Genomic DNA, 12,976 nt, shown 5'->3' with positions numbered 1-12,976 from the left:
ACGTGCCTAAATTACGAGAGCACTACAACAGTGAGTCGCGGCTGTCCTGGGTACTCGCCGGGCTGGCCGGAGTCTTGGCCGCCACGGCCTACACCCACTCCGAGGGCTACTTCGTCACCTTCATGACCGGCAACGCCGGGCGTGCAGCGCTGGGGTTGTTCACCGACAGCATGTGGATGTCGATCTCGGCCGCCGCGCTGCTGGTGTCCTTCATCTCCGGTGTGGTGATCGCCTCGCTGTGCCACCGGCATCTGTGGCGCAGTCGGCCCCATGGAGCGTTGCGGCTGACGGGTGCGTCGTTGTTGACTGCGACGGTGGTCGACTGGGTCGAGGGCGGTCCGGCCTTGCCGGTTCCCCTGCTGCCGATCCTGCTGGTCGCGTTCGGTGTCGGTGCGCTGAACACCACGTTCGTGCGCGACGGCGAAGTATCGATCCCCCTGAGCTACGTGACCGGCACGGTGGTGAAGCTGGGCCAGGGCATCGAGCGCCACATCAGCGGCGGAACCATCCACGACTGGTTCTTCAACTTCATGCTGCTGACCGGCTACATCTCGGGCGCGACAATCGGTGGCGTGATCAGCATCTTCGTCGGTGGTACCTGGATGCTGGCCACCGCCACGGTCATCTGCCTGTTGGCCACCTGGTACAGCCACCGCTATGTCGATGGCCGCGGGCTCTGGCGCTGACCCGGTAGCGTGCTGCCCGGCGGCTGGCCGTGCTGGTCGAAGTACTCGACGATGCAGAACTCATTGCCCTCGGGGTCGTGCATGACCAGTACGGACCCCTCGTCGTAGTCGTGACGGATGCCGGACCATCGCCCGCCCAGGGCTGCTACTTGCTGGTGCCCAGCATCGATAGCGTCGACCTGAATGTCGAGGTGGATCCGGGTCTTACCGGTCTTGGGCTCGGGTACCCGCTGGAAGGTCAAGCGCGGCCGGGCGTCGCGGCGAGAGCCGACGGTGGCCCATTCGCCGTCGCCGCTGTGTTCGTCGGTCACGGCCACGTTGAGCATCGCGCTCCAGAACGAAGCCAGCCGTGCGGGATCAGCGCAGTCGATCGTGATGCCAACCAACCGATTCGTCATGGTGACAGCATCGACGACGCGGGGTTGGCCCACAACACGTCGGCAGCAGTGCGGTATCGCACTGCTGCCGACGTGTTGGGGGTCTCGATCAGGTCGGGTCGATGCCCACACCCAGCGTGCGCAGGATGTCCGGCTTCATCGCGACCAGCTGCTCGTTCCAGTACGGCCAGTCATGCGTCCCGTTGGCCGGGAAGTTGAACACGCCGTTGGTGCCGCCAGCTGCGGCGTAGTTCTGCTGGAACTGCTGATTGGTGCGCAGCGTCAGGCTCTCCAGGAACTTGGCGGGCAGGTTGTTGCCGCCGAGGTCGCTCGGTGTGCCGTTGCCGCAGTACACCCAGATCCGAGTGCGGTTGGCGACCAGCCGCGGGATCTGCAGCATTGCGTCATTGCGCTTCCACGCCGGGTCCGACGACGGGCCCCACATGCTGTTGGCGTTGTAACCGCCGGCGTCGTTCATCGCCAGCCCGATCAAGGTGGGCCACCAGCCCTCGGACGGGTTCAGGAAGCCCGAAAGCGCTGCCGCGTAGGGGAACTGCTGCGGGTAGTAGGACGCCAGGATCAGCGAGGAACCGCCTGCCATGGACAGTCCGACCACGGCATTGCCGTAGGGCGAAACACCCTTGTTGGCCTGCAGCCAGGTGGGCATCTCCCGGGTCAGGAAGGTCTCCCACTTGTAGGTGTAGTTCTGGCCGTTGCCCTGCGACGGCTGGTACCAGTCCGAGTAGAAGCTGGACTGCCCTCCGACGGGCATGATCACCGACAGTCCGGACTGGTAGTACTCCTCGAACGCCGGGGTGTTGATGTCCCAACCGCTGTAGTCGTCCTGGGCGCGCAGTCCGTCGAGCAGGTACACCGCGTGGGTGCCACCCGGCTGGAATTGCACCTTGATGTCACGGCCCATCGCAGCCGAGGGGATCTGCAGGTACTCCACCGGCAGGCCCGGGCGGGAGAACGCGGACGCGTTACCCGTACCACCGACAGCCCCGACGAGGCCGCCCAGCAGCGCGGCCCCCACCGCCGCGACCATCAGCCGGCGCGGTAGCCGACTCGCCGCGTTACGTAACTTCTCAACGCTCTTCATAGCCCTTGTCCCATCCCAATGTCGTGCGGTCTAGCCCTTCTGAACGGAGTCAAACACGGGTGGCCGCCGTGACCCGTTCGCCGCCACGGGTTTTCATATCGCGGTTCGGCAACGATTGAGATTCAGGGCGGACTCGCCGCTGCCCGGACGCGTCCACGGTGGGGGCATATAGTTCGGTGTAATCATCGACAGAGGGGCAGTTCATGCAGGCGAATGCTGCGGACGCGCCGAGTCCGCTGGCGGGGGTTCGCGTCATCGAGATCGCCAGTTTCGTCGCCGTACCACTCGCCGGGATGACCCTGGCGCAACTGGGCTGCGATGTGGTGCGCATTGACCCGATCGGCGGTGCTGCCGACTACCGGCGCTGGCCGGTCACCGAGGACGGCACATCCATCTACTGGGCGGGACTGAACAAGGGTAAGCGCTCCGTGGTGGCCGATCTGCGGTCTCCCGAGGGCCAGCGAGTAGTCCAGCGGTTGATCGCCGACAGTGGCGTACTGATCACCAATATGGCTGGCAGGCAGTGGCTTTCCCATGACACCCTCGCGTCGGAGCGTCCTGATCTGATCCATCTCGAAGTAGTCGGTCGATCGGACGGATCCACTGCGGTGGACTACACGGTCAACGCGAGTGTCGGCTTTCCTTTAGTGACTGGCCCAGCCGACTACGCCGCGCCGATCAACCACGTGCTCCCGGCGTGGGACATCGCCTGCGGACTGCACGCCGCGCTCGCGGTGTCGGCCGCGCTGCACCGGCGGGCGCAGACAGGGGAGGGCTGCCGGATCCGCCTGGCGCTGCAGGACGTCGCGTTGGGGACCGCCAGCACGTTGGGTTTCCTCACCGAGGCCATGGTCAACGGTGTCCGCCGGGAACGTATCGGCAACGCGATCTACGGCCAGTACGGGCAGAGCTTCACCAGCACAGACGGTACGTCATTCATGGTGGTGACCCTGACCGACCGACACTTTCGCGATCTGGCCGAGTTGACCGGATCGACGAAAGTCCTTGCCGCGCTTGCGCAAGCGCGCGACATCGACTTCAACGACGAAGGGCAGCGCTACCGCCACCGCGACCTGCTCACCGGACTGTTCAGCGGCTGGTTCACCGCCCGTTCGGCAGAGCAGATCGAGGCCGCACTGGCAACGACATCGCTGCTGTGGGACCGCTACCGCAGCTTTGCCGAAGTCGCGGCGGACGAAGGCCTGCGCGACAACCCCATGTTCACCGAACTGGATCAGCCTCGGGTGGGGGAGTACTTGGCTGCCGGGCTCCCGTCGTCCATCGACGGTATCCACCCACCTGCGGCCGTGGCACCAGCGCTGGGCGCCGACACCGTGCAGGTGCTGGCCGACCGCCTCGGACTGAGCGCCGAAGACATCAACCGGCTGCGCCATCAGGGCGCGGTCGCCACGGAATAGCACGGGAGCGAGGGCAGATGCGTACTTTCGGATCAATCGAAGAACTTGCCGCATGCGCGGGTCAGGTGATCGGCCACAGCGACTGGGTGACCGTCACTCAAGACGCGGTCAACCTGTTCGCGGACGCGACCGGCGACCATCAATGGATCCACGTCGACCCCGAGCGGGCGGCCAACGGGCCGTTTGGGACCACGATCGCCCACGGATATATGACGCTGGCGATGTTGCCGCAGCTGATGGCACAGATCAGCCGGGTAGAAGGGGTCAAGCTGGCGATCAACTACGGCCTGAACAAGGTGCGCTTCCCCGCGCCGGTCCCGGTGGGCTCCAAGATCCGTGCCGAGACGTCAGTAGTGGAGGTAGCCGATGTCGGTGGTGGCGCGCACCAGGTGACCTACTCGACCACGGTGTCCATCGACGCCCATGCCAAGCCGGCCTGCGTCGCCGAGAGCGTCGTGCGCTACGTGCTCTGAGACCGGCCGGGCTTCGCGTCCCGTCCCCGCGGCCAGGACGCGAAGTAGTGGGCGACGATCGCCGCGATCTGCAGAAACCGCCGGCGGGCCCCCGGCGTCATCTCACTCATCACGTCGATCACCCCGCCTGGCCGCAGGTGCGGATCGAACGGCACCTCGACCACTGCCTGGCCATGCTGGAGGAACTGTGCGGTCAGAGCCGAGCGGGTGCGCTTGTCGGCGTGGCCGTCGGAGTCGTTGAGCACCACCACGGTGCGCTGCAGCAGCCCGCCCTGGCCCCGATCCGCCAGCCACTCCATAGTTTTAGCTGCCGCGCCGGCACCATCCGCCCACGGCGACGAGACCACGATCAGAGCGTCCAGGTCCCGCAGAGCCTCTTGGGTCACCGGCGAGTCCATGGTCGAGCCACAGTCGATGATCGAAATGGTAAAATGCCGGTCCAAGCGCAGCGCTGCCTCCCGGTACAACGCCGCGTCGAGGATTCGGCGCTTGCCCGCCGCGGGCTCACCCACCAACACATAGAGCCCCGCCGCGTTGGCACCCACCCGGCTGCTGATGTCAGAGAACGACTGCATGCCCTGGTCGGCGGCCAGATCCCAGTAGGAGCTGGTGGCGTGGGGATCGATCCGACTGCCGAGCCGGCCGAACGCAGTGTCTGCGTCGACCGCCACTACGTGGTCGGCGCGGCGCAGGGCCGCGAACACCGATCCGACGCTGGCCGCCACCGTTGTCTTGCCGACGCCGCCCTTACCGAGAACGCCCACCTTGTAACTGCCGTTGGGCAGTGACCGGATAGCCGCCAGATATGCCGCTTCTTCCCTCTCCGCAGGCGACGGCCCCAGGTTGACCAGCCCGAGCGTCGCTGAAAGCACGACTCGTCGCCAGCCGCGGGTGGGCTGTGGCCGCGTCATCGGGCCCGGCTGCAGGTAGGGCGCCGGTTGAGGTTGCGGCGCAGGCTGTTGTGGCGGCGGGGCCCACGGCCGCGGCTGCTGCTGCGGCGGGGGCACCCGCTCCCGCAGAAAATCGTCGTCTGCGTTCATCGGCTCCTCGAGGCATACGGCAGCGGCACGGCCGGGTGGCCCAACAACTGTGCAGCTTAGCCGCGCAGGTGCCCATCACCGATGAGCCCAGCCCTAACGACCGAGTCGAGCGTGCGCCCGGCCTCAGCAGTCGTAGTAGAGGGCGAATTCGTAGGGGTGGGGGCGCAGGTTGATGGGGGTGATTTCGTTGTCGCGTTTGTAGTTGATCCAGGTGTCGATGACGTCGGGGGTGAAGACGCCGCCTTCGGTGAGGTATTCGTGGTCGGCTTCGAGGTTGTCGATGACTTGGGCCAGTGAGGTGGGTGCTTGGGCGATTTGGGCGGCTTCGTCGGGGGGCAGTTCGTAGAGGTCTTTGTCGACGGGGGCGGCGGGTTCGATTTTGTTCTTGATGCCGTCGATGCCGGCCATGAGCATGGCGGAGAAGGCCAGGTAGGGGTTGCCGGAGGAGTCGGGGCAGCGGAATTCCAGGCGTTTGGCTTTGGGGTTGGTGCCGGTGATGGGGATGCGTACGCAGGCGGAGCGGTTGCGTTGGCTGTAGACGAGGTTGATGGGGGCTTCGTAGCCGGGTACGAGGCGTTTGTAGGAGTTGATGGTGGGGTTGGTGAAGGCCAGTAGTGAGGGTGCGTGGTGCAGGATGCCGCCGATGTAGTGGCGGGCGGTGTCGGACAGGCCGGCGTAGAACAGGGTGTGCCGGTTTGCCAGAGGGATTGGTGGACGTGCATGCCGGAGCCGTTGTCGCCGAAGAGGGGTTTGGGCATGAAGGTGACGGTTTTGCCGTGGGCCCAGGCGGTGTTTTTGATGAGGTATTTGAAGAGCATGAGGTCGTCGGCGGCGTGGAGCAGGGTGTTGAATTTGTAGTTGATTTCGGTTTGGCCGCCGGTGCCGACTTCGTGGTGGCCGCGTTCGACGGTGAAGCCGGCGTTGGTGAGGTTGGTGGACATGACGTCGCGGAGGTCGACGTATTGGTCGTTGGGGGCGACGGGGAAGTAGCCGCCTTTGGGGCGGACTTTGTAGCCGAGGTTGGGGGTGCCGTCGGGTTCGGTGGTGCGTCCGGTGTTCCACCAGCCTGAGGCGGCGTCGACTTTGTGGAAGGTGCCGTTGATTTGGGAGTCGAAGCTGACGGAGTCGAAGATGTAGAACTCGGCTTCGGCGCCGAAGTAGGCGGTGTCGGCGATGCCGGTGCTGGCCAGGTAGTTCTCGGCTTTGCGGGCGATGTTGCGGGGGTCGCGTGAGTAGGGCTCGCGGGTGAAGGGGTCGTGGACGAAGAAGTTGAGGTTCAGCGTCTTGGCCGCCCGGAACGGGTCGATCTGCGCGGTCTCCGGGTCGGGCAGTAGCAGCATGTCGGATTCGTGGATGGACTGGAATCCACGGATCGATGATCCATCGAAAGCCAGCCCGTCTTCGAACACGCTCTCATCGAATGCTGCGGCCGGGATGGAGAAGTGCTGCATTACTCCGGGCAGATCGCAGAATCGAATGTCGACGTACTCAACCGACTCGTCGGCGATCAGCTTGAAAAGGTCGGCGGCCATCTTTGGTCTCCTTCGCGTTAAGACAGCCAAACGATAGGTAGGGCACATTTCCTGGACATCATCCGGTTATTGCGTCGGCGTAACACAACCCTCACCGCAGGCCCGCTGTCCAGCGAACTAGCACGCTAGGTAGGTAGGGGTATATCGTGGCGTTGCCTGTCGAGATTTTTCAGGCAAGAACGCCGTTCAACGTCGCACGGAACATCACCTTGACCGCTGGTCCATCGGGCCCGCGGGCAAAGACGTGCGAAGGGTCAGGTGCGATGGCGCCCAGTCGGGTGGGGCTCTACAACCCCGCGTTCGAGCATGACGCGTGTGGTGTGGCCATGGTGGTCGATATCCATGGCCGGCGCAGCCGCGACATCGTCGACAAGTCGATCACCGCGTTGATCAATCTGGATCATCGTGGCGCCGCAGGAGCCGAGCCGAACAGCGGCGACGGCGCCGGAATCCTGATCCAGATTCCCGATCTCTTCCTGCGCGCGGTGACCGATTTCGAGCTTCCGCCCGAAGGCAGCTACGCCACCGGTATCGCCTTCTTGCCACAGTCGGCCAAAGAATCGGCGGCCGCGTGCGTCGGTTTGGAGAAGATCGTGGAGGCCGAGGGCCTGCAGGTCCTCGGCTGGCGTGAGGTGCCGATCGACGACTCGTCCTTGGGCGCGCTGGCGCGAGACGCCATGCCCACCTTCCGCCAGCTGTTCATCGGCGGTGCGTCTGGCATGGCTCTGGAGCGCCGCGCCTATGTGGTGCGCAAGCGCGCCGAGCACGAGCTGGGCAGCAAGGGCCCCGGCCAGGACGGTCCCGGCCGGGAATCGGTGTACTTCCCCAGCCTGTCCGGCCGGACCATGGTCTACAAGGGCATGTTGACCACGCCGCAGCTCAAGGCGTTCTATCCCGACCTGGCCGACGAGCGCATGCAGAGTGCGCTGGGCATCGTGCATTCCCGGTTCTCCACCAACACCTTCCCATCGTGGCCGCTGGCCCACCCGTTCCGGCGGATCGCCCACAACGGGGAGATCAACACCGTCACCGGCAACGAGAACTGGATGCGCGCGCGCGAGGCGCTGATCCGCACCGACGTGTTCGGTGCCGGACGTTCCGGGGGCGCGAAAAGCACAGTCGACAAGCTGTTCCCGATCTGCACACCCGGTGCCTCCGATACCGCACGGTTCGACGAGGTGCTTGAGCTGCTGCATCTGGGCGGCCGCAGCCTGCCGCACGCGGTGCTGATGATGATTCCCGAGGCCTGGGAACGCCACGAGAGCATGGACGCGTCCACCCGAGCTTTCTACGAGTACCACGACTCCCTCATGGAGCCCTGGGATGGCCCGGCCTCGATGACGTTCACCGACGGAACCTTGGTGGGCGCAGTGCTGGACCGCAACGGTCTGCGCCCGTCGCGTATCTGGGTCACCGAAGACGGTCTGGTGGTCATGGCATCCGAAGCCGGGGTGCTGGATCTGGACCCCGCCACCGTCGTACACCGGCAGCGACTGCAGCCGGGCAAGATGTTCCTGGTGGACACCGCCGAGGGGCGGATCATCTCCGACCGCGAGGTCAAATCCACCCTGGCCGCCGAACGGCCTTATCAGGAGTGGATCGACGAGTCTCTGATCGGCATCGACGAGCTGCCTCCCGGTGACGCCCCCCGAATGGAACACCACCGGGTGCTGCTGCGCCAGCTGATCTTCGGCTACACCTACGAAGAGCTCAATCTGGTGCTGGGTCCGATGGCCCGCAGCGGTGGCGAGCCGATCGGATCGATGGGCACCGACACTCCGGTGGCGGCGCTCTCCGCGCGTCCGCGGCTGCTCTACGACTACTTCCAGCAGCTGTTCGCTCAGGTCACCAACCCGCCGTTGGACGCCATCCGCGAAGAGGTGGTCACCAGCCTGCAGGGTGCCCTGGGGCCCGAAGGTGACCTGCTCAACACCGAAGAGCCCACCTGGCGGCAGATCGTGCTGTCCCAGCCGATTCTGAGCAACGCCGAACTGGCGAAGCTGGTGAAGCTGGACCCGGAGCAGCAGATCGGATCCCGCGGCCCGCACGGCCTGTCTACGGCGGTCATCAGCTGCCTGTACCCGCCCGCCGCCGGCGGCGCCGGGCTGCGCGCAGCGCTCAAGCAGGTGTGCGCGCGCGCATCGGAGGCGATCGCTGAGGGCGCCAGCTTCCTGGTGATCTCCGATCGGGAGTCCGACGAGACGATGGCTCCCATTCCATCGCTGCTGGCCACGGCCGCAGTGCATCACCACTTGGTCGCCGAGCGGACCCGCACCAAGGTCGGCTTGGTCGTGGAGTCCGGAGACGCCCGCGAGGTCCACCACATGGCCGCGCTGATCGGGTTCGGCGCTGCCGCCATCAACCCCTACCTGGCGTTCGAGTCGGTGGAGGACATGCTCGACCGGGGAGTGATCGACGGCTTGCAAGGGCCCCAAGACCGCGAGAAGGCGTTGTACAACTACGCCAAAGCGGCCTCCAAGGGTGTGCTCAAGATCATGTCCAAGATGGGGATCTCGACGCGGGCGTCCTACACCGGAGCCCAGCTGTTCCAGCCCATCGGGATCTCCCAGGACGTTCTCGACGAGTACTTCACCGGGCTGTACTGCCCGATCGGTGGAATCACGCTCGACGACATCGCCGCTGACGTGGCTGCCCGGCACGGGCTGGCCTATCTGGACCGCCCGGAGGAGCGGGCCTACCGCGAACTGCCGGTCGGCGGGGAGTACCAGTGGCGTCGCGAGGGTGAGATCCACCTGTTCAACCCCGAGACGGTGTTCAAGCTGCAGCACTCCACCCGTACCGGCCAGTACGCGGTCTTCAAGGAGTACACCAAGCTGGTCGACGACCAGAGCGAACGTTTGGCCACGCTGCGCGGCCTGCTGCGATTCAAACTCGGCGAGCGCCCACCGGTGCCCATCGAAGAGGTGGAGCCGGCCACCGAGATCGTCAAGCGGTTCGCCACCGGTGCCATGAGCTATGGATCGATCTCCGCCGAGGCACACGAAACCCTGGCAATCGCGATGAACCGGATCGGCGGCCGGTCCAACAGCGGTGAAGGCGGCGAGCACCACAGTCGCTTCCTTCCCGACGCCGACGGCTCGTGGCGGCGCAGCGCCATCAAACAGGTCGCCTCGGGACGCTTCGGTGTGACCAGCGAGTACCTGGTCAACTGCACCGACCTGCAGATCAAGATCGCGCAGGGCGCCAAGCCCGGCGAAGGCGGGCAGCTTCCGGGCAACAAGGTCTACCCCTGGGTCGCCGAAGTCCGTCACGCCACCCCGGGTGTCGGGCTGATCTCGCCGCCGCCGCACCACGACATCTACTCAATCGAGGATCTCAAGCAGCTGATCCACGATCTGAAGAACGCCAACCCCGAGGCCCGCATCCACGTGAAGCTGGTCGCCGAGAACGGCGTCGGAACGGTGGCGGCAGGTGTGTCCAAGGCGCACGCCGACGTGGTGCTGATCTCCGGCCACGACGGCGGCACCGGCGCCGCGCCGTTGACTTCGCTCAAGCACGCCGGAGCGCCCTGGGAGCTGGGACTGGCTGAAACCCAGCAGACCCTGCTGCTCAACGGACTTCGGGACCGGATCGTGGTTCAGGTCGACGGTCAGCTCAAGACCGGTCGCGACGTGGTGATCGCCGCGCTGCTGGGCGGCGAGGAGTTCGGCTTCGCCACCGCACCGTTGGTGGTCTCGGGCTGCATCATGATGCGGGTCTGCCACCTGGACACCTGCCCGGTGGGTGTGGCGACGCAGAACCCCAAGTTGCGTGAGCGCTTCAGTGGCCAGCCCGAGTTCGTCGAGAACTTCTTCTGGTTCATCGCCGAGGAAGTGCGCGAATACCTTGCCGCATTGGGATTCCGCACCATCAACGAGGCGGTCGGCCAGGTCAACGCACTGGACACCACGCTGGCCCGGGCCCACTGGAAGGCCCACCGGCTGGACCTCACCCCGGTTCTGCACGAACCGGATTCGGCGTTCATGAACCAGGGGCTGTACTGCACTTCCAGCCAGGACCACGGTCTGGACAAGGCGCTGGACCAGCAACTGATCGCCATGAGTCGCGAGGCTCTCGACTCTGGTACCCCGGTCCGATTCAGCAGTGCGATCTCCAACGTGAACCGAACCGTGGGCACCATGCTCGGCTACGAGGTCACCAAGGCCTACGGTGCCCAGGGGCTGCCCGATGGAACCATCGACATCACCTTCACCGGGTCGGCGGGCAACAGCTTCGGTGCCTTCGTTCCCTCCGGGATCACCCTGCGGGTCTTCGGTGACGCCAACGACTACGTCGGCAAGGGTCTGTCCGGTGGGCGGATCGTGGTGCGGCCGTCGTTGGACGTACCCGAGGGCTACGTGGCAGAAGAGAACATCATCGGCGGCAACGTGATTCTGTTCGGCGCCACCTCGGGCGAGGCGTTCCTGCGCGGGGTGGTCGGCGAGCGGTTCGCGGTCCGCAACTCCGGCGCGGTGGCGGTGGTCGAGGGTGTCGGCGACCACGGCTGCGAATACATGACCGGGGGCAAGGTTGTGGTTCTGGGACCCACCGGACGCAACTTCGCCGCGGGGATGTCCGGTGGTGTGGCTTACGTCTATGACCCGGATCGGGCGTTGGGCGGCCGGCTGAACACCGAGATGGTCGACCTCGACACATTCGACGATTTCGACGCCGACGACGTGGCCTGGCTGCGTGACATTCTGGCGGCGCATGTCGCTGCGACCGACTCGGTTCCCGCCCGCGAGATCCTGGCCGACTGGGCCAACCGTGGCAGGGACTTCGTCAAAGTGATGCCGCGCGACTACCGGCGAGTGCTCGTCGCGGTCGCCGAGGCGAAAGCCAGCGGCACAGATCCTGAGGAGGCGATTATGGCGGCGGCTCATGGCTGACCCGAGAGGTTTCATCAACATCCCCCTGCGGGTCCTGCCGGTGCGGCGCCCGGTCAGCGAGCGGTTGGGCGACTGGGATGAGGTCTACGAAGACTTCGCCGAGGACTCCGTGCGCGAGCAGGCCGGCCGTTGCATGGACTGTGGTATTCCGTTCTGCCACAACGGCTGTCCGCTGGGGAACCTCATTCCGGAGTGGAATGACTTGGTGCGTACCGGTCGCTGGCGTGAGGCCTTCGATCGGCTGCACGCCACGAACAATTTCCCGGACTTCACCGGGCGGCTCTGCCCCGCACCGTGTGAGCCCGCCTGTGTGCTGGGCATCAACCAGCCGCCGGTGACCATCAAGCAGGTCGAGTACGAGATCGTCGAGCGCGGCTTCGCCGAGGGCTGGGCTGACCCGATCCTGCCGTCGGTGCGCACCGGCAAGTCGGTGGCAGTGGTGGGTTCCGGGCCGGCCGGCCTGGCCGCTGCCCAACAGCTCACCCGCAGCGGACATTCGGTGACGGTCTTCGAGCGCGAGGACCGCATCGGCGGACTGATGCGTTACGGCATCCCGGAATTCAAGATGGAAAAGCGCATCCTGGACCGGCGGCTTGAGCAGATGACCGGTGAGGGAACGATCTTCAAGACCGGAGTCAACGTCGGGGTCGACCTGACGGTCGAGCAACTGCGCGAGGAGTTCGACGCCGTCGTGTTGGCGGGCGGCGCCACCGCCTGGCGCGACCTGCCGATCCCCGGCCGTGAATTCGACGGGATCTACCAGGCGATGGAGTTCCTGCCGTGGGCCAACCGGGTTCAGGCGGGCGATATGGCCGAGCCCCCGATCACCGCTCACGGCAAGAAGGTCATCATCATCGGCGGCGGTGACACCGGTGCCGACTGCCTGGGCACGGCGCACCGCCAGGGCGCCACGCACGTGCACCAGTTCGAGATCATGCCGCGCCCACCGGAGACGCGTGACCCCTCGACGCCGTGGCCCACTTACCCCTTGGTAATGCGGATCACGTCGGCTCACGAAGAGGGCGGTGACCGGGTGTTCTCGGTCAACACCGAGGAATTCACCGGTAAAGACGGCCGCGTGACCGGGTTGCGCGCGCACGAGGTGCGTCGCCAGGGCGGTGGTTTCGAGAAGGTCGAGGGCACGGACTTCGAGCTCGAAGCAGACCTGGTGCTACTCGCGATGGGATTCGTCGGGCCGGAACGTGCACCGCTGTTGGCCGACCTGGGCGTCGAGTTCACCGATCGCGGCAACGTGGCACGTGACGCCGACTACGCCACCGCGGTACCGGGTGTCTTCGTCGCCGGGGACATGGGGCGTGGTCAGTCCCTGATCGTGTGGGCGATCGCCGAGGGACGTTCTGCAGCGGCCAGTGTGGATCGTTACCTGATGGGTCGCACCGCCTTGCCGTCGCCGATCGTCTCGACGGCCGCTCCCATTCGGTAGCGGCCGTCGGCGAGG

8 protein-coding genes and 1 pseudogene are annotated in these 12,976 nt (G+C 65.9%); 5 read left to right on the top strand and 4 right to left on the bottom strand.

Features of this window, described 5'->3' with window-relative positions; genetic code table 11:
• Nucleotides 1–2 precede the first annotated feature (2 nt).
• On the top strand, nt 3–686 hold the full coding sequence (locus G6N09_RS07990) for a YoaK family protein (protein WP_083028003.1): 684 nt from the start codon (nt 3–5) through the stop codon (nt 684–686).
• On the opposite strand, the gene G6N09_RS07985 is transcribed toward G6N09_RS07990, so the two are convergent.
• Both G6N09_RS07985 and ag85C read right to left on the bottom strand, forming a co-directional pair.
• A complete protein-coding gene (locus G6N09_RS07985) occupies nt 656–1,084 on the bottom strand; it encodes a VOC family protein (RefSeq protein ID WP_083028004.1) in 429 nt (142 codons plus the stop codon). The genes G6N09_RS07990 and G6N09_RS07985 overlap by 31 nt on opposite strands.
• A gap of 88 nt (nt 1,085–1,172) precedes the next feature.
• Nucleotides 1,173–2,165 carry a diacylglycerol acyltransferase/mycolyltransferase Ag85C gene (gene ag85C, locus G6N09_RS07980; RefSeq protein ID WP_083027998.1) on the bottom strand — a complete coding sequence of 331 codons (993 nt, stop codon included), beginning with the start codon at nt 2,163–2,165 and terminating at the stop codon, nt 1,173–1,175.
• Between the two features lie 203 nt (nt 2,166–2,368).
• On the opposite strand from ag85C, the gene G6N09_RS07975 reads away from it, so the two are divergent.
• Both G6N09_RS07975 and G6N09_RS07970 read left to right on the top strand, forming a co-directional pair.
• Nucleotides 2,369–3,583, top strand: a complete 1,215-nt coding sequence (locus tag G6N09_RS07975; protein WP_083027999.1) for a CoA transferase — start codon at nt 2,369–2,371, stop codon at nt 3,581–3,583.
• A 17-nt stretch (nt 3,584–3,600) separates the two neighbouring features.
• On the top strand, nt 3,601–4,056 hold the full coding sequence (locus G6N09_RS07970; RefSeq protein ID WP_083028000.1) for a MaoC family dehydratase: 456 nt from the start codon (nt 3,601–3,603) through the stop codon (nt 4,054–4,056).
• Here G6N09_RS07970 and G6N09_RS07965 read toward each other — a convergent pair.
• Together G6N09_RS07965 and glnA are read right to left on the bottom strand one after the other, a co-directional pair.
• Entirely contained in the window at nt 4,044–5,096 is a 1,053-nt protein-coding gene (locus tag G6N09_RS07965) for a MinD/ParA family ATP-binding protein (RefSeq protein ID WP_109559045.1), read from the bottom strand. The two genes, G6N09_RS07970 and G6N09_RS07965, sit on opposite strands and share 13 nt — an antisense overlap.
• Nucleotides 5,097–5,219: 123 nt before the next feature.
• Nucleotides 5,220–6,676, bottom strand: a pseudogene (glnA, locus tag G6N09_RS07960) (type I glutamate--ammonia ligase).
• A 215-nt stretch (nt 6,677–6,891) separates the two neighbouring features.
• Between glnA and gltB the strand changes: the two are divergent.
• Nucleotides 6,892–11,517 (top strand): glutamate synthase large subunit, encoded by a 4,626-nt coding sequence (gene gltB / locus G6N09_RS07955; protein WP_083027120.1) that lies wholly within the window; start codon nt 6,892–6,894, stop codon nt 11,515–11,517.
• Nucleotides 11,510–12,961 carry a glutamate synthase subunit beta gene (locus G6N09_RS07950; protein ID WP_083027119.1) on the top strand — a complete coding sequence of 484 codons (1,452 nt, stop codon included), beginning with the start codon at nt 11,510–11,512 and terminating at the stop codon, nt 12,959–12,961. Before gltB ends, G6N09_RS07950 begins: the two co-directional genes overlap by 8 nt.
• Nucleotides 12,962–12,976: the final 15 nt, after the last annotated feature.

Source organism: Mycolicibacter minnesotensis, assembly GCF_010731755.1.
Taxonomy (GTDB): Bacteria; Actinomycetota; Actinomycetes; order Mycobacteriales; family Mycobacteriaceae; genus Mycobacterium; species Mycobacterium minnesotense.
The sequence above is the reverse complement of the archived record's forward strand: the minus strand, read 5'-3'. Positions and strand labels throughout refer to the sequence as shown.